The organism is Citrobacter sp. Cb080 (genome assembly GCF_030334745.1).
Lineage (GTDB): Bacteria > Pseudomonadota > Gammaproteobacteria > Enterobacterales > Enterobacteriaceae > Citrobacter > Citrobacter braakii.
In genome coordinates this window covers 43,047-60,346 of sequence record NZ_JAOWDG010000029.1, presented here as the reverse complement: position 1 = coordinate 60,346, position 17,300 = coordinate 43,047, and the positions used below count along the sequence as shown (strand labels likewise).

Here is a 17,300-nt window from a genome sequence, read left to right as displayed (position 1 = left end):
CTTGCGATGAGTTTTGATATAGCCAAATACCCGACCCTGGCGCTGGTCGACTCCACTCAGGAGTTACGCCTGCTGCCAAAAGAGAGCCTGCCAAAGCTTTGCGACGAACTGCGCCGCTATTTGCTCGACAGCGTAAGCCGTTCCAGCGGGCACTTCGCCTCTGGTCTGGGCACGGTGGAACTCACCGTAGCGCTGCACTACGTCTACAACACCCCGTTTGACCAGTTAATCTGGGATGTGGGACATCAGGCTTACCCGCACAAAATTCTGACCGGCCGCCGCGATAAAATCGGCACCATTCGGCAGAAAGGCGGTTTGCATCCATTCCCATGGCGCGGTGAGAGCGAATATGACGTACTGAGCGTTGGGCACTCCTCAACCTCCATCAGCGCAGGTATCGGTATTGCGGTTGCCGCCGAGAAAGAAGGTAAGGAACGCCGTACCGTTTGTGTGATTGGGGACGGTGCGATCACCGCAGGCATGGCGTTTGAAGCGATGAACCACGCGGGTGATATTAAACCCGACATGCTGGTTATCCTCAACGACAACGAAATGTCGATTTCAGAGAACGTCGGCGCGCTGAACAATCACCTGGCGCAACTGCTCTCTGGCAAACTCTACTCCTCGCTGCGCGAAGGCGGGAAGAAAGTGTTCTCCGGTGTACCACCGATTAAAGAACTGCTCAAACGTACCGAAGAGCACATCAAAGGCATGGTTGTACCGGGTACGCTGTTTGAAGAGCTGGGCTTTAACTATATTGGTCCGGTGGACGGACACGACGTGCTGGGGCTTATCACCACGCTTAAGAACATGCGCGATCTCAAAGGTCCACAGTTCCTGCACATCATGACCAAAAAAGGTCGTGGCTACGAGCCTGCGGAAAAAGATCCGATTACGTTCCACGCGGTACCCAAATTCGATCCATCCAGCGGATGCCTGCCGAAAAGCAGCGGCGGCCTGCCGAGCTATTCAAAGATCTTCGGTGACTGGCTGTGTGAGACCGCGGCGAAAGACAATAAGCTGATGGCGATCACCCCGGCGATGCGCGAAGGCTCCGGTATGGTTGAGTTCTCACGTAAGTTCCCGGACCGCTACTTCGATGTGGCGATTGCCGAGCAGCACGCGGTGACGTTTGCGGCCGGTCTGGCGATTGGCGGTTATAAGCCGGTCGTGGCTATTTACTCCACCTTCCTGCAACGCGCTTACGATCAGGTACTGCATGATGTCGCCATCCAGAAACTGCCGGTCCTGTTCGCCATCGACCGGGCAGGTATCGTTGGCGCAGATGGACAAACCCACCAAGGGGCGTTCGACCTCTCTTTCCTGCGCTGCATCCCGGAAATGGTCATTATGACCCCAAGCGATGAGAACGAATGTCGCCAGATGCTGTTCACCGGCTATCACTACAACGACGGTCCAACGGTCGTACGTTATCCGCGCGGTAACGCGGTGGGCGTTGAGCTGGCGCCGCTGGAACATCTGCCAATCGGCAAAGGCATCGTGAAGCGTCACGGTGCGAAAGTGGCGATTCTCAACTTCGGCACCCTAATGCCGGAAGCCGCTCAGGTCGCAGAGTCACTGAACGCCACGCTGGTTGATATGCGCTTTGTGAAACCGTTGGATGAAACGTTGATCCTCGAAATGGCAGCCCAACACGAGGTGCTGGTCACCCTCGAAGAGAATGCCATTATGGGCGGCGCTGGTAGCGGCGTAAACGAAGTGCTGATGGCCCATCGCAAGCCTGTTCCGGTGCTGAACATTGGCCTGCCTGACTTCTTCATCCCGCAGGGGACTCAGGACGAGGCTCGCGCCGAACTGGGACTTAATGCCGCCGGAATTGAGGCCAAAATCAAGGCCTGGCTGGCATAATCCCCTCCCCGCTCCTGCTATGCTTAACTCATCACGAGCATAGCAGGAGTGGATTAATGAAATATAACACCTTAGGAAAAACCGACCTACGGGTCTCCCGCCTTTGCCTGGGTTGCATGACGTTTGGCGAGCCCAATCGCGGCAATCACGCCTGGACGCTACCTGAAGAAAGCACCCGCCCGATAATCAAACACGCTCTTGAAGGCGGCATTAACTTTTTTGATACCGCCAACAGCTACTCCGCTGGCAGCAGCGAAGAGATTGTCGGCCGCGCGCTGCGTGATTTCGCCCGCCGCGAAGATGTCGTGGTCGCCACCAAGGTTTTTCACCAGGTTGATGATTTAGCGGAAGGATTATCCCGCGCACAAATCTTGCGCTCAATCGACGATAGCCTCAGACGCCTGGGTATGGACTATGTGGACATCCTGCAAATTCACCGCTGGGATTACAATACGCCTATCGAAGAAACGCTGGAAGCCCTTAACGACGTAGTGAAAGCCGGTAAAGCTCGCTATATTGGCGCCTCATCCATGCACGCATCTCAGTTTGCTCAGGCGCTGGCCTTACAGAAACAACACGGCTGGGCGCAGTTCGTTAGCATGCAGGATCACTACAACCTGATCTACCGTGAGGAAGAACGCGAAATGCTGCCGCTTTGCTATCAGGAAGGCGTCGCGGTGATCCCATGGAGTCCGCTAGCGCGTGGTCGCCTGACGCGCCCCTGGGGAGAAACGACCGCACGTCTGGTTTCTGATGAAGTCGGTAAAAATTTATACAGTGACAGCGATGAAAACGACGCGCAAATTGCCGCGCGGCTGACCGGTGTCAGTGAGGAATTAGGCGTAACGCGTGCGCAGGTTGCGCTGGCCTGGCTGCTGAGCAAACCGGGGGTGGCAGCGCCGATTATCGGCACTTCACGCGAGGAACAGTTGGATGAGTTACTTAATGCGGTGGATTTGACGCTGAAGCCAGAGCAGATTGCCGAGCTGGAAACGCCGTACAAACAGCATCCGGTGGTCGGATTTAAATAATCTGGCATTGCCCGATGGCGCTACGCTTATCGGGCCTACGAAACCGCCATCGTGTTTCCAGGCCAGATAAGGCGTTTACGCTGCCATCCGGCAAGCCCATTTAAATGATACCTACCGGCCAGTGATGGCCGATAAAATACAAAATTCCGGCGGAGAGTATTCCGGCCACAATATCATCAATCATGATCCCCGTACCGCCATGCACGTTGCGATCGAACCAACGGATCGGCCACGGCTTCCACATATCCAGAATACGGAAAATCACAAATCCGGCGGCGACCCACTGCCAATCGTGGGTCGGCAGCGCCATCAGGGTTATCCACATCCCGACAAACTCGTCCCAGACAATGCTACCGTGATCGTGCACGCCCATATCTTTCGCCGTTTGATGGCACAGATAAACGCCGATACAGATAGACAACATGACCACCAGTGAATACAGCTGCCACGGCAGAAACGTCATTAAATACCAAAAAGGGATCGCCGCCAGCGATCCCATCGTGCCTGGAACAATTGGGCTCAGCCCGCTGCCAAAACCGGTGGCCAACAGGTGCCACGGATTGCGCATACTCAGGCGGCTTTTGGCGACATCTTTTTTAAGGCGCGGCAAAATGGTCATATCCTTTCCAGTCGAACGTGACGGGTTTTCCGTCGCGCGTAAAGTGAATGCCTTCCACGTCCGCGCTCATCTGCCCAATGCAGGTAAACGATGCGCCGAGATTTCCCAGCGCCACGTCCAGTGCGCCACGGTTAATTTCCGGTACGGTAAAGCATAACTCATAATCTTCACCACCCGAGAGCGCCCAGCGCAGGGCTTGTTCCGGCTCAACGTGTTGGGCAAATGCCGTAGAGTATGGCAACGCATCGACGTTAACCCGCGCCCCACAGCCGCAGGCATTGACGATATGCCCCAGATCGGAAATCAGGCCGTCGGAAATATCGATAGCCGCACTGGCCAGATCGCGCAGGGCTTGTCCCTGCAAAATACGCGGCGTTGGACGCAGATGACGTTTAAGCAGATAGTCTGCGTCTTTTGCATCTGCCACCTGCAAGCGATCCTGCAAAATCGCCAGCCCGGCCGCGCTGTCGCCCGGCGTACCGGTCACATAAATCCAGTCCCCCGGTTTCGCACCGGAGCGTTTTAAGGCCCGTCCAACAGGGACGTAGCCGTGGATACCCAGCGTCATCGACAGTGGCCCACGCGTGGTGTCACCACCTATCAGCTGCATATCATAGTAATTGAGGAGTTCAAACAGGCTATCGCTGAAGGCTTCAAGCCAGGCTTCATCGACGTCAGGCAGTGTGAGCGCCAGCGTCAGCCACGCAGGATCGGCTCCCATCGCCGCCAGATCGCTCAAATTCACCGCCAGCGCTTTCCAGGCGAGATCGGTGGGATCAATGTCGGGGAGGAAGTGGTTGCCTGCCACCAGCGTATCGGTGCTGATCGCCAGCGTCTGTTTTTCAGGGATGTTCAGAAGTGCGCAATCGTCACCAATACCGGTTTCGACATCAAGACGAGACGTTCTTACGCGGTCAAAATAACGGGCAATCAGGGAAAATTCGCCGCATGCCATACGTTATGCCTCAGCAGAAAAAAAAGAAAAAGCCGGGGGCAGCGGAAACAAGTTCCACCATCCAGCCGGCCTCGGGATTACTTTTTGTTGGGGCGAATCACAGGTGCTGCTTTATCCAGTACGCCGTTCACGAATTTATGGCTGTCTTCAGCGCCGAAGGTTTTCGCCAGTTCAATCGCTTCGTTGATGGCCACTTTGTACGGCACATCACTACGTTTAGACAGTTCAAACAGCGCAATACGCAGCACGGCTTTTTCTACCTGACCCAGCTCTTCCAACAGACGAGACAGATAAGGCTTCATTAATCCATCCAGGTACGCGCTGTTAGTCGCCACCCCGGACAGCAGTTCACGGAAATACAGAACGTCGACATCTTTTACGTCCTGTTCCGCCAGGAACTGGTATTCAACATCAGCGATGTCGTTCTGGGACAACTGCCAGGAGTAGAGCGCCTGGACGGCACACTCACGGGCGCGGCGACGAGCAGCAGGTTTCACGGATTTCCCCTTACAAAAATCAGGCCTTGATGGCTTTCAATACATTAATCATTTCAAGTGCAGTCAGTGCAGCTTCTGCGCCTTTGTTGCCAGCTTTAGTGCCAGCACGTTCGATGGCTTGTTCAATACTTTCGGTGGTCAGAACACCGAAGGCTACCGGAATGCCACTGTCCTGAGCGACATGCGCCAGGCCATTGCTTGCACCGCCAGCCACATATTCGAAGTGCGCGGTACCACCACGAATCACCGTACCTAACGCAATCACCGCGTCGTATTTACCGGATTTTGCAAGTACTGAGGCTGCCAGCGGCAGCTCATACGCGCCCGGAACCCAAACGACGGTAATGTTTTCATCTTTAACCTGACCAATACGTTTCAGGGCGTCGATCGCACCTTCCAGCAGGCTGTCATTGATAAAGTTGTTGAAACGCGCAATGGTGATGGCGACGCGAGCGTCCGGGGTAGCAACGTTAGCTTCAATAATGTTCATATTCTTCCTTCGGATTCACTAGACCCCGCAGGGGGGCGGATTTTATCATAATAATCTGTGCGCTGCTTCCCTTTCGAACCGGGAGATCATGCGCCCACTAAATGCAGGCAAAGGTCCGGACCTACATGGCGTATTTCATTGAATTTGAAATGGGGGGCGTCAGCCAGTTTCTCAAGGCCTGGAAGCACACATAATCCTCGTGCATCGCTGCCTAACAGTTTAGGCGCAACATACACGATTAGCTCATCGACCAAACCGGCCTGTAATAACGCGCCCGCAAGCGTTGGACCTGCTTCAACCCAAATGCTGTTAATTTGCTGTTTGCCCAGTTGCATCATCAGCACCACCAGATCCAGATGCCCGTTATGTTCCGGCACCTTCAGGCTGCGCACCGTCTCCGGCCAACTACGAGGATCATCTTTTGTCCGGGCAATCCAGGTTTCTCCAGGCTGTTGCACAATACGGTGTTCCGGCGTGACCTGATTCTGGCTATCAACAACAATGCGGATAGGCTGGCGCAGATTTTCCTGCGGGTAACTCGCCTGGGTTGACTCCCCAAGTTCCGACCAACGCACGGTAAGCTGAGGGTCGTCAGCCAACACCGTAGCGCTGCTGGTTAAGATGGCATGGCTTTGCGCCCGTAATCGTTGCACATCGCGACGCGCCTGCGGCGAGGTTATCCACTGGCTTTCACCACTGGCCATCGCCGTACGCCCATCAAGCGACGCACCAAGTTTAAGCTGCACGTAGGGGAATCCCGTACGCATACGCTTGAGAAAGCCTTTATTAAGCTGCTCAACCTCGCTCATCATCAGCCCGTGACTGACGTCAATGCCCGCCTGCTGCAAACGGTAGAGACCACGACCTGCTACCTGCGGATTGGGATCCTGCATCGCTGCAACCACACGTGACACGCCTGCGGCAATCAGCGCATCGCAGCACGGGGGGGTACGACCATGATGGCTGCAGGGTTCAAGCGTTACATAGGCAGTCGCCCCTTGCGCTTTTTCTCCAGCCATGCGCAGAGCGTGGACTTCGGCATGCGGTTCGCCCGCGCGGTGATGATACCCTTCACCGACGATCTCCCCATCTTTGACAATCACGCAGCCCACGTTGGGATTGGGGTGAGTGGTAAAACGTCCGCGCGCAGCAAGCTTCAGCGCGCGCGCCATGTACAATTCATCCTGCATGGCTTAGTCCTGTAGGCGAGCAATCTCTTCGCCAAATTCTTTGATATCTTCGAAACTCCGGTAAACCGAGGCAAAGCGGATGTAGGCGACTTTATCGAGTTTTTTCAACTGCTCCATCACCAGGTTGCCGATCATCTTGCTCGGCACCTCACGCTCGCCAGTCGCACGCAGTTGTGATTTGATATGGTTCAACGCCATTTCGACATCATCTGAGCTGACCGGACGTTTCTCAAGCGCTCTGAGCATGCCGCTGCGCAGCTTATCTTCATTAAAGGGTTCACGCACATCGTTGCTTTTCACAACGCGCGGCATGACAAGTTCAGCCACTTCAAAAGTGGTGAAACGTTCGTTACAGACCAGACACTGCCGACGGCGGCGTACTGAGGAGCCCTCGCCTACAAGACGAGAGTCAATTACCTTAGTGTCTACGGCGAAACAGAATGGGCAATGCATACGGCGTCCTGTCCTCAGTGGTTAACAGAAATCTATTTTACCCTGAACTGGCGTGACAACAAAGGCGCAGCGCTTTTGAGACAAAGGATCGATGCCTTCGTGCTCGGTGCGCACTACCATTATGCTATCGCGACAATGAAGGAAGTAATCACAATGACAAGACGTTACCTAAGAATTCTCCTGGTGGGAAGTCTCTTTAGTCTTAGCGCATGCGCACAGCAAAGCGAAGTACGCCAGATGCATCAAAGCGTTAGCACGTTGAATAAAGAGATGACACAGCTAAATCAGGAAACGGTAAAAATTACACAACAAAATATGTTGAATGCCAAATCAACCAGTGGAGCCTATCTGCTGCCGGGTTCCAATACACCAGCCCGACTGGACAGCCAAATTGGCATGTTACGGATGTCACTTGTCAATATTGCGCCGAACGCCGACGGCACGCGGCTCACATTACGTATTCAGGGTGAATCCACTACGCCTTTACCCGCCTTTAGCGCCACCGTCGAGTATGGACAAATTCAGGGCACCACGGATAACTATCAGGAAACGAACGTTCAGAACCAATTGGTAACGGCCCCGGCAAGTATCCTTGCTCCCAGCGACGTAGACATTCCGCTGCAGATAAATGGCCTCTCTCCGGACCAGTTAGGATTTGTTCGTATCCACGACATCCAGCCTGTTAATCAATAAACTTTTTTGCGGGACGTTTTGTGCGTTCCGCAACATCACTCCGGCCCGTTTTGTTACTCACCTGACATAACCGATATTTCTGGTAAAACTTGGCAACATTCATGGGAGCCAGTACAATTCGCCGCCTAAAGTAAGCAAACGTGAACGCAATCGATTACGTAAATGATAGAACTGTGAAACAACACATATTTTTGTGAACAATGATTTTTATAATAGGCTCCGAAGAAACACGAAATATTTAGAAACGCAATTTGCGCCTTTTTCACTCCCGAAAGGGATTTCAAACAGTGGCATACATATGAAAAAAACATTACTTGCAGCCGGTGCAGTGCTGGCGCTCTCCTCGTCTTTTACTGCCAACGCTGCAGAAAATGACAAACCGCAATATCTGTCCGACTGGTGGCACCAGAGCGTCAACGTGGTGGGTAGCTACCACACCCGTTTCTCCCCGAAACTGAACAATGACGTGTATCTGGAATACGAAGCGTTTGCCAAAAAAGACTGGTTTGACTTCTATGGCTACATCGATATTCCGAAAACCTTCGACTGGGGTAACGGCAACGATAAAGGCATCTGGTCTGACGGTTCCCCGCTGTTTATGGAAATCGAACCGCGTTTCTCCATCGATAAACTGACCGGTGCTGACCTGAGCTTTGGTCCGTTCAAAGAGTGGTATTTCGCCAACAACTACATCTACGATATGGGTGATAACAAAGCCAGCCGCCAGAGCACCTGGTATATGGGTCTGGGTACCGATATCGATACCGGTCTGCCGATGGGTCTGTCCCTGAACGTGTATGCTAAATACCAGTGGCAGAACTATGGCGCATCCAACGAAAACGAGTGGGATGGCTACCGTTTCAAAGTGAAATACTTCGTGCCGATCACCCAGGTTTGGGGCGGCCAACTGACCTACATCGGCTTCACCAACTTCGACTGGGGCTCCGATTTGGGTGATGATCCGAACCGCACCAGCAACTCTATCGCTTCCAGCCACGTCCTGGCGCTGAACTACGATCACTGGCACTACTCCGTAGTAGCGCGTTATTTCCATAACGGCGGCCAGTGGAAAGGTGGAGATACTCTGAACTGGGGCGAAGGCGACTTCAGCGCGAAATCTACCGGTTGGGGTGGTTACCTGGTCGTAGGTTACAACTTCTAATCCTGCCAATTGATCGCAGACAAGCCAGCTTAACCGCTGGCTTTTTTATGGCTGGTCTTCACAGCGTACTTTACGTAAAAAATCACTTAGCGAGCGATCTGCAGATTCACGAAAATGCCTGTCGAGCGGCGTGATCTTCAGACACCGATCAACGCGAAAGCAGCGATAATCGTCACGTTTCTCGCACCAGGCAACCAGCAACCAGTGTTCACCCCAGAAAAATAACCCCAGCGGCTGAACGTCGCGCCAGGAGAGATTCCCGGACTCGTCGCGATAATGCAGCGCCAGCACCTGCTGCGCCGAAACCGCGCGATGTATGAGATCAAAAGCACTGCGTGAATGCGGCTGATTGCCAAAATCTGGCGCGAAAACCCGCGTTTGCTCGGCTCTGCGCCGACACTCTGGCGGCAATATCGCCAGCACTTTTTCCTGCGCGGATTCCAGCGCCTGTGAGAGTGAATCCCCGCCCCATGTTTTCAGCAACCGAATCGCTACCATTAACGCTTCTGATTCGCGATGCGTTAACATCAACGGCGGCAGATCAAACCCCGCCATTAAGCGGTATCCACTGCCCACTTCTCCTTCAATGGGCACGCCGGATAAAGAGAGATCGCGGATATCGCGATAAATCGTTCGTTCAGAAACCTCAAGACGTTCTGCCAGCAGCGCCGCCGTTGTCACTCGCCTGCCACGCAGGATTTGTACAATCTGAAACAAGCGGTCGGCGCGTCTGGTCATTTTAATCCTCAGTCCTGAAAATATTACGCGGGTTGATGTAAACCAACACGATTGCCTTCGCTGTCAGTAAACAGCGCAATAGTGCCAATATCCTGCCCCAGTTCGAGCGGACCAAACACGCACTGACCGCCAGCGGTGGCGACGCGTTTAAGCGTTGCAGCCAAATCATCCGTATGCAGATAAATAATAGCGCCCTGCGCTGAAGGCGTAATACCGTCAAATTTAGCCAGCGCCCCGCCGGGAGCGGGATCCTGATGTGGAAATACGGCCAGCTCCGCGCTGTCCATATTCTCACGACGCAAAGAAACCTGCATCACTGGCTCATAAAAAGCAATGGCGCGCTCCATTTGTGCCACGGGGATTTCAAACCAGCTAATTACGTTATTCATACTTCCTCCTGCCTGTGTGGGTAATCTCAGAAGGACTATAAGACAGGGCTACTGACAGCATACTGTCAGTAGTATGGCGACCGGAAAAGATAATGGACTGCTACCAAATCGCAGGCAAAAAAAATCCCGACCTTGCGATCGGGATTCCAGTATCTTCACTCTTAATAGTTTAAGGCAGAATTGACGGTTGATCCGCCCCTTCTTTCTCAACCTTCTGCTGCAGCATGTGCTCACGCTTCATACCCAGCTTCAGCGCCAGCGCCGATGCTACGTAGATAGAAGATGCAGTACCGATGGAAACACCGATCAGCATCGTCAGCGAGAAGCCTTCCAGTACCGGACCACCGAACAGGAACAGCATCAGAATAACCATCAACGTCGTACCGGACGTAATCAACGTACGGTGCAGCGTCTGAGTCAATGACACGTTAAAGATTTCGTAAGGCGTACCGCGACGAATTTTGCGGAAGTTTTCACGAATACGGTCAGATACGACGATACTGTCGTTCAGCGAGTAACCGATTACCGACATCAACGATGCGACGATAGTCAGATCAATTTCAATATGGAACAACGACAGGATCCCAAGTGTGATAATCACGTCGTGCGCCAGAGCGATAACTACCCCTGCCGCCAGTCGCCACTCAAAGCGGAAACCGACGTACACCAGGATGGATATTAACGCCGCCATCAGCGCCATTGCACCGGTTTGCGCCAGGTCTGCACCCACGCTCGGACCCACGAATTCAATTCGCTTCACCGCGGCGTTTTGGTTGGTGGATTCGTTAATCACACTCAACACTTTGCTGCCCAGTACCTGACCGCCGTCTGCGCCTTCAGTTGGCGGCATACGCACCATAATGTCGTGGCTGCTGCCGAAGTTCTGCAGAAGCGGATCAACAAAGCCCGCTTTCTCCAGCGCATCGCGCATCACGTCCATATCGGCCGGTTTTTCCAGCGTGATTTCAATTACCGTACCACCGGTGAAATCGAGACCCCAGTTAAACCCGCGTACGCCCATCACCACGATGGCCGCAATCAGCAGGAAACCTGAAATGCCGAAAGCCCAGTAGTCCCAGCGCATAAAGTCCCAGACTTTACGGCCGTGGTTCAATTGTTCAACAGTATATTCCTGTGCCACTTCGCACTCCTCAGATTGACAGCTTTTTGACGCGCTTGCCGCCATACAACAGGTTTACGATGGCACGTGTACCGACAATCGCGGTAAACATCGACGTCGCCACACCAATACCGGTAGTAATCGCGAACCCTTTAATTGCCCCGGTGCCAACTGCGTACAGGATAATGACCTTAATCAGCGTCGTAATGTTCGCATCAAAGATGGAGCTAAATGCGCCTGCATAACCTTCATTGATGGCCTGCTGCACCGAACGCCCGTTACTCAACTCTTCTTTGATACGTTCGTTAATCAGTACGTTCGCATCGACCGCGACGGCAAGGGTTAAGACGATCCCCGCAATCCCCGGCATACTCAGCGTAGCGCCCGGCAGCAGCGACATAATACCGACAATCAGTACCAGGTTAGCAATCAGCGCACTGGTCGCGATCAGACCGAACTTCTTATAGAAGAAGATCATGAACAGAATAGACACCACCAGACCGGCCAGACACGCTTCCAGACCCTGTTTAATGTTCTGCATACCCAGGGTAGGACCGATGGTACGTTCTTCAACAATCTGAATCGGCGCAATCAACGCACCGGCACGTAACAGCAGAGAAAGCTGACGCGCTTCGTTCGGGTTGTTAATACCGGTGATACGGAAGCTGTTGCCCAGGCGAGACTGGATGTTGGCGATGTTAATCACCTCTTCCTGTTTCACCAGCACTGCGCGACCGTTGGCATCTTTTTTACCGCTGTCTTTGTACTCCACGAACAGGGTCGCCATCGGCTTACCGATGTTGTCCTTGGTGAAGTTGGACATGATGTTACCACCCGCGCTATCCAGCGAGATGTTAACCTGCGGCTGATTGTATTCGTCCTGGCTGGAAGTGGAGTCGGTGATATGATCACCGGTCAGGATCACGCGTTTGTACAGCACAACCGGCTGACCTTCACGAGACTGTTTCACTTCCGAATCACCCGGTACACGCCCGGATGCCGCAGCAGACTGGTCAACGTTGGTGTTCACCAGACGGAATTCCAGCGTCGCGGTAGCGCCCAGAATTTCTTTCGCACGCGCGGTATCCTGAATGCCTGGCAGTTCGACCACAATGCGGTCAGCACCCTGACGTTGGACCACCGGCTCAGCAACACCCAGTTGGTTAACACGATTACGCAGAATGTTGATGTTCTGCTGTACCGCGTATTCACGGGCTTCGCTCAGGCGCGCATCGGTCATCACCGCACGCAGAGCATTGCTGCCCTGGCTGGAAATAACCAGATCCTGGTGACGCTTGCTCAGGTAAGAGATAGCTTCATCACGGGCGCTGCTATCACGGAAGGTGATGCTCAAACCGTAGTTATCTTCTTTGCGAACGGTAGTATAAGGAATGCCTTTTTCACGCAGATCGCTGCGCAGGCTATCGATATTTTGTTCCTGCAACTTACTCAGCGCGGTGTCCATATCCACTTCCATCAGGAAGTGAACGCCGCCACGCAGGTCAAGACCGAGTTTCATCGGTTCTGCGTGAATGGCTGCCAGCCAACGTGGAGTTGCCGGTGCAAGGTTAAGCGCCACGACGTATTGATCGCCCAATACGCCCATTAACACTTCACGAGCGCGCAGTTGGGTATCAGTGGAGTCGAAGCGCGCAAGAATAGCACCCTCTTCCAGAGCCACAGACTTAGGTGTGATTTTATCTTCTTGTAACGTTTTCTGGACCTGGATCAGCGTTTGCTCACTGGCGGCGGCACCGCGCACGCCAGTGATTTGAACAGCCGGATCCTCACCATACAGGTTGGGAAGCGCATAGAGCAGACCGACGACAATAACGACGATCAACATGACATACTTCCACAAAGGATAACGGTTTAACACGGCAGTTCCCTTTGGGAAAACAATAAATTACAGCGCCTTCATGGTGCCTTTCGGCAGAACGGCAGCTACGAAATCACGTTTAATAACCACTTCAGTGGTGTCGTTCAGCGCGATAGCGATGTAGCCAGATTCTGCTACTTTGGTCACGCGACCCACCAGACCACCGTTAGTCAGCACTTCATCGCCTTTCGCAATGGAGTTCATCAGATTTTTGTGTTCTTTGGTGCGCTTTTGCTGCGGGCGCAGGATCATGAAGTAGAAAATCAGACCAAACACCACCAGCATCAGAATCAGAGACATCGGGCTGCCCTGCGCCGGAGCACCTGTTGCCGCTACCGCATCAGAAATAAAAAAGCTCATTCAAATTCCCTCATTATTAAAATTAATCAACGTTCACAGGTGGAACTGGTCTACCCTGACGTTGGTAAAAATCGGTCACGAAGCTCTCTAATTTACCCTCTTCAATAGCCTTGCGTAAACCCGCCATCAAACGCTGGTAGTAGCGAAGGTTATGAATCGTGTTGAGTCGCGCGCCCAATATTTCGTTGCAACGGTCGAGATGATGCAAGTAAGCGCGCGAATAATTGCGACAGGTGTAGCAATCACACTCAGCATCGAGCGGACTGGTGTCGCTTTTATGTTTCGCGTTACGAATTTTTACCACGCCGTCAGTCACAAACAAATGACCATTACGGGCATTTCGCGTTGGCATCACGCAGTCAAACATATCGATACCGCGACGTACGCCTTCAACCAGATCTTCTGGTTTGCCGACGCCCATCAGGTAACGAGGTTTATCTGCCGGAATCTGTGGGCATACATGCTCCAGGATGCGGTGCATATCTTCCTTCGGCTCACCGACAGCCAAACCGCCGACAGCGTAGCCATCAAAACCGATGTCTACCAGACCTTTAACGGAGATATCACGTAAATCTTCGTAAACACTGCCCTGAATGATGCCAAAAAGCGCATTTTTGTTGCCGAGGCTATCAAAACGATCCCGACTGCGCTTCGCCCAACGCAGAGACATCTCCATCGAGCGTTTAGCATAGTCCCAGTCGGCCGGATACGGTGTACATTCGTCGAAGATCATGACGATATCGGAACCGAGATCGTATTGAATCTCCATTGATTTCTCGGGATCGAGGAAAATCGGATCGCCGTTGATTGGGTTACGGAAATGCACGCCCTGCTCGGTAATCTTACGGATATCACCCAGGCTGAAAACCTGGAAGCCGCCGGAATCGGTGAGGATTGGCCCTTTCCACTGCATAAAATCGTGCAGATCGCCATGCAGTTTCATGATTTCCTGCCCCGGGCGCAGCCACAGGTGGAAGGTGTTACCGAGGATAATCTGCGCACCAGTTGCTTCAACTTCTTCCGGCGTCATGCCTTTCACGGTGCCGTAAGTACCGACCGGCATAAAAGCAGGTGTTTCTACTACGCCACGATCAAAAACCAGGCGGCCGCGGCGAGCGCGACCGTCTGTGGTATCCAGTTCAAATTTCATCTTAACTCCTGCGTCAGAAAAACAGTCCGACGTTTTAAATACTCATATCGCGGATTTATTCCCCGACACGCTCAGAAATAGCCTGCGGATTGTACGTGATAAACATCGCATCACCGTAACTAAAAAAGCGATATTCCGCTTTTACCGCTTCATGATAGGCGTGCATGGTGTTTTTATAACCAGCAAACGCGGAAACCAGCATGATCAGCGTTGATTCCGGCAGGTGGAAGTTGGTTACCAGGGCATCAATCACCTGATATTTATAGCCAGGATAAATGAATATTTGCGTATCGCCGAAAAACGGCTCGATAAGGTCGTTTTTGGCCGCCTGTGCCGCGCTTTCCAGTGAACGTACGGAGGTGGTGCCCACCGCAATCACGCGGTTGCCACGAGCTTTCGCCGCCAGCACAGCATCAACGACATCCTGCGGCACTTCCGCATATTCGGAGTGCATGATGTGATCTTCGATGGTGTCTACGCGCACCGGCTGGAAAGTCCCCGCGCCCACGTGCAGCGTGACGAACGCCATTTCAATGCCTTTATCGCGCAGCTTAGCCAGCAGCGGATCGTCAAAGTGCAGACCCGCAGTCGGCGCGGCGACCGCACCGGGTTTTTCGCTATACACGGTCTGATACAGCTCGCGATCGGCGTCTTCATCCGGACGGTCAATATACGGTGGCAGCGGCATATGGCCGATGGCGTTAAGGATATCCAGCACGCTGCGCTCGTCGTTAAACTCGACTTCAAACAGCGCGTCATGGCGTGCCACCATCGTTGCTTTAATACTTTCGTCGTCGCCCAGCAGCAGCTCGGCCCCCGGCTTTGGCGCTTTCGAGGCGCGAATATGCGCCAGAATACGTTTGTCATCCAACATACGCTCGACCAGCACTTCGATCTTGCCGCCGCTGGCTTTACGGCCAAACAGACGCGCCGGAATAACGCGGGTGTTGTTAAAGACCAGCAAATCGCCAGGGTTGAGCTTATCGAGCAAATCGGTGAAAGTACCGTGCGTCAGCGCGCCCGTCGGCCCGTCCAAAGACAGCAAGCGGCAACTACTGCGCTCAGCTTGCGGATAGTGGGCAATCAGGGATTCGGGTAGTTCAAAGGTGAAATCGGTAACGCGCATGACACTGACTCAGACTAAAATAAGAGGCGGGTAGTCTAGTGCCGGGGCGTCCTCCCTGCAACCTTTACCCCTCAAGTTAAGAGACATAATCTATACACAAAATCATTCAAGATGCATCGAGGCGGCAACTGAATGAGTCCCCGGGAGCTTACTCAAGTAAGTGACTGGGGTGAGTGAAGGCAGCCAACAAAGAGGTAGTTTGAAGGATGAAGTGGATATGAATTTTCTTGCACATTTGCATCTGGCTCACCTTGCCGACAGCTCGCTTTCCGGCAATTTGTTGGCCGACTTTGTCCGGGGCAATCCGGAAACGCACTATTCGCCTGACGTGGTGGAAGGCATCTTCATGCACCGTCGTATCGACGTGATGACCGATAACCTGCCGCAGGTGCGTGAAGCCAAAGAGTGGTTTCGCAGCGAAACGCGCCGTGTCGCGCCGATTACGCTGGACGTAATGTGGGATCATTTTCTGTCGCGCCACTGGTCGGAAATATCCCCCGACTTCCCGCTGGCGGACTTTGTCCGCTATGCACGCACCCAGGTGACCACTATTTTGCCTGAATCGCCACCGCGCTTTATCAATTTAAACAACTATATATGGTCAGAGAAATGGCTTGAGCGCTATCGGGACATGGATTTTATCCAGAACGTCCTGAATGGCATGGCCAGCCGCCGCCCAAGACTCGATGCCCTGCGTGACTCATGGTATGACCTGGATACGCATTACGATGCGTTAGAGGAACGATTCTGGCAGTTTTATCCGGAAATGATGGAACAGGCGCAGCGTAAAACCCTTTGACTACAGCCCATATTAGCCGCCGGATAAGCAGTAGCCGCCATCCGGCAAAAGATTGATAGACAAAACCTGTCTCATTGATTGCCAGCGCCTCTTTGTCTTATTCCCGAACACTCTCTATACTGGCCCGCGTTGCGTTCCAAAAACCCCTTAACATTGCAGGAGAATTATATGGTACTGGTAACTCGTCAGGCTCCGGATTTCACAGCAGCTGCGGTACTGGGTAGCGGTGAGATCGTTGAAAACTTCAACTTCAAACAGCATACCAACGGTAAAACTACCGTTCTGTTCTTCTGGCCGATGGACTTCACCTTCGTTTGCCCGTCTGAACTGATCGCTTTCGACAAACGTTACGAAGAATTCCAGAAGCGCGGCGTGGAAGTTGTTGGCGTTTCCTTCGACTCTGAATTTGTCCACAACGCATGGCGTAACACCCCTGTCGACAAAGGCGGCATCGGTGCAGTGAAATACGCAATGGTTGCTGACATCAAACGCGAAATCCAGAAAGCCTACGGCATCGAGCACCCGGAAGCGGGCGTTGCTCTGCGCGGTTCTTTCCTGATCGACGCTAACGGCGTTGTTCGCCACCAGGTGGTTAACGATCTGCCGCTGGGTCGTAACATCGACGAAATGCTGCGCATGGTTGACGCGCTGCAGTTCCACGAAGAGCACGGCGACGTTTGCCCGGCACAGTGGGAAAAAGGTAAAGAAGGTATGAACGCGTCTCCGGACGGCGTGGCAAAATACCTGACCGAGAACGTTTCCAGCCTGTAATTGGCATGA

Annotated in this window: 19 protein-coding genes; 6 read left to right on the top strand and 13 right to left on the bottom strand. The window is 53.2% G+C overall.

Translation table 11 applies throughout. The features are described from left to right. The first annotated feature begins 6 nt into the window (after window positions 1-6). Together dxs and yajO are read left to right on the top strand one after the other, a co-directional pair. Complete coding sequence (gene dxs, locus OGV38_RS04565; RefSeq protein WP_104651301.1) at window positions 7-1,869, top strand: 1-deoxy-D-xylulose-5-phosphate synthase; 1,863 nt, start codon at window positions 7-9, stop codon at window positions 1,867-1,869. A gap of 56 nt (window positions 1,870-1,925) precedes the next feature. Next, window positions 1,926-2,900: a 1-deoxyxylulose-5-phosphate synthase YajO gene (gene yajO, locus OGV38_RS04560; protein ID WP_286472988.1), complete on the top strand. Its 975-nt coding sequence runs from the start codon at window positions 1,926-1,928 to the stop codon at window positions 2,898-2,900. A gap of 100 nt (window positions 2,901-3,000) precedes the next feature. Here the strand turns inward: yajO and pgpA are convergent, their stop codons facing one another. The 6 genes from pgpA to nrdR all read right to left on the bottom strand — a co-directional run bounded on the left by pgpA (window position 3,001) and on the right by nrdR (window position 7,104). Further along, the gene (pgpA, locus tag OGV38_RS04555; protein ID WP_016152036.1) at window positions 3,001-3,519 is read right to left on the bottom strand and encodes a phosphatidylglycerophosphatase A; all 519 of its coding nucleotides are present in this window, start codon (window positions 3,517-3,519) and stop codon (window positions 3,001-3,003) included. After that, the gene (gene thiL, locus OGV38_RS04550; protein ID WP_075846808.1) at window positions 3,497-4,474 is read right to left on the bottom strand and encodes a thiamine-phosphate kinase; all 978 of its coding nucleotides are present in this window, start codon (window positions 4,472-4,474) and stop codon (window positions 3,497-3,499) included. The genes pgpA and thiL overlap by 23 nt, the downstream gene beginning before the upstream one ends. Window positions 4,475-4,551: 77 nt before the next feature. Then, complete coding sequence (gene nusB, locus OGV38_RS04545; protein ID WP_000801129.1) at window positions 4,552-4,971, bottom strand: transcription antitermination factor NusB; 420 nt, start codon at window positions 4,969-4,971, stop codon at window positions 4,552-4,554. A gap of 19 nt (window positions 4,972-4,990) precedes the next feature. Next, on the bottom strand, window positions 4,991-5,461 hold the full coding sequence (gene ribH / locus OGV38_RS04540) for a 6,7-dimethyl-8-ribityllumazine synthase (protein ID WP_016152034.1): 471 nt from the start codon (window positions 5,459-5,461) through the stop codon (window positions 4,991-4,993). An 86-nt stretch (window positions 5,462-5,547) separates the two neighbouring features. Beyond that, entirely contained in the window at window positions 5,548-6,651 is a 1,104-nt protein-coding gene (gene ribD, locus OGV38_RS04535; RefSeq protein ID WP_016152033.1) for a bifunctional diaminohydroxyphosphoribosylaminopyrimidine deaminase/5-amino-6-(5-phosphoribosylamino)uracil reductase RibD, read from the bottom strand. A gap of 3 nt (window positions 6,652-6,654) precedes the next feature. Further along, window positions 6,655-7,104, bottom strand: a complete 450-nt coding sequence (gene nrdR / locus OGV38_RS04530; RefSeq protein WP_016152032.1) for a transcriptional regulator NrdR — start codon at window positions 7,102-7,104, stop codon at window positions 6,655-6,657. Window positions 7,105-7,257: 153 nt separating this feature from the next. Here nrdR and OGV38_RS04525 point away from each other — a divergent pair, with 153 nt between their 5' ends. Both OGV38_RS04525 and OGV38_RS04520 read left to right on the top strand, forming a co-directional pair. Next, window positions 7,258-7,797: a SadB/YajI family lipoprotein gene (locus tag OGV38_RS04525; protein ID WP_016155853.1), complete on the top strand. Its 540-nt coding sequence runs from the start codon at window positions 7,258-7,260 to the stop codon at window positions 7,795-7,797. Between the two features lie 298 nt (window positions 7,798-8,095). Beyond that, window positions 8,096-8,959: a nucleoside-specific channel-forming protein Tsx gene (locus OGV38_RS04520; protein WP_003021561.1), complete on the top strand. Its 864-nt coding sequence runs from the start codon at window positions 8,096-8,098 to the stop codon at window positions 8,957-8,959. A gap of 45 nt (window positions 8,960-9,004) precedes the next feature. Here OGV38_RS04520 and OGV38_RS04515 read toward each other — a convergent pair whose 3' ends face one another. The 7 genes from OGV38_RS04515 to queA all read right to left on the bottom strand — a co-directional run bounded on the left by OGV38_RS04515 (window position 9,005) and on the right by queA (window position 15,721). Then, on the bottom strand, window positions 9,005-9,697 hold the full coding sequence (locus tag OGV38_RS04515) for a helix-turn-helix transcriptional regulator (protein ID WP_016155852.1): 693 nt from the start codon (window positions 9,695-9,697) through the stop codon (window positions 9,005-9,007). A gap of 23 nt (window positions 9,698-9,720) precedes the next feature. Then, on the bottom strand, window positions 9,721-10,086 hold the full coding sequence (locus OGV38_RS04510; protein ID WP_016152028.1) for a VOC family protein: 366 nt from the start codon (window positions 10,084-10,086) through the stop codon (window positions 9,721-9,723). Window positions 10,087-10,255: 169 nt separating this feature from the next. Beyond that, complete coding sequence (gene secF, locus OGV38_RS04505; RefSeq protein ID WP_003021550.1) at window positions 10,256-11,227, bottom strand: protein translocase subunit SecF; 972 nt, start codon at window positions 11,225-11,227, stop codon at window positions 10,256-10,258. A gap of 10 nt (window positions 11,228-11,237) precedes the next feature. Further along, entirely contained in the window at window positions 11,238-13,085 is a 1,848-nt protein-coding gene (gene secD, locus OGV38_RS04500) for a protein translocase subunit SecD (protein WP_003021547.1), read from the bottom strand. 27 nt (window positions 13,086-13,112) lie between these two features. Beyond that, a complete protein-coding gene (gene yajC / locus OGV38_RS04495; protein ID WP_003021544.1) occupies window positions 13,113-13,445 on the bottom strand; it encodes a preprotein translocase subunit YajC in 333 nt (110 codons plus the stop codon). Window positions 13,446-13,467: 22 nt separating this feature from the next. Beyond that, window positions 13,468-14,595, bottom strand: a complete 1,128-nt coding sequence (gene tgt / locus OGV38_RS04490; RefSeq protein ID WP_003021535.1) for a tRNA guanosine(34) transglycosylase Tgt — start codon at window positions 14,593-14,595, stop codon at window positions 13,468-13,470. 55 nt (window positions 14,596-14,650) lie between these two features. After that, complete coding sequence (queA, locus tag OGV38_RS04485; protein WP_003021529.1) at window positions 14,651-15,721, bottom strand: tRNA preQ1(34) S-adenosylmethionine ribosyltransferase-isomerase QueA; 1,071 nt, start codon at window positions 15,719-15,721, stop codon at window positions 14,651-14,653. 217 nt (window positions 15,722-15,938) lie between these two features. Between queA and acpH the strand changes: the two genes are divergently transcribed. Further along, the gene (acpH, locus tag OGV38_RS04480) at window positions 15,939-16,520 is read left to right on the top strand and encodes an ACP phosphodiesterase (protein WP_286472985.1); all 582 of its coding nucleotides are present in this window, start codon (window positions 15,939-15,941) and stop codon (window positions 16,518-16,520) included. A 168-nt stretch (window positions 16,521-16,688) separates the two neighbouring features. After that, window positions 16,689-17,291, top strand: a complete 603-nt coding sequence (locus OGV38_RS04475) for a peroxiredoxin (protein WP_003021524.1) — start codon at window positions 16,689-16,691, stop codon at window positions 17,289-17,291. Window positions 17,292-17,300 lie beyond the last annotated feature (9 nt).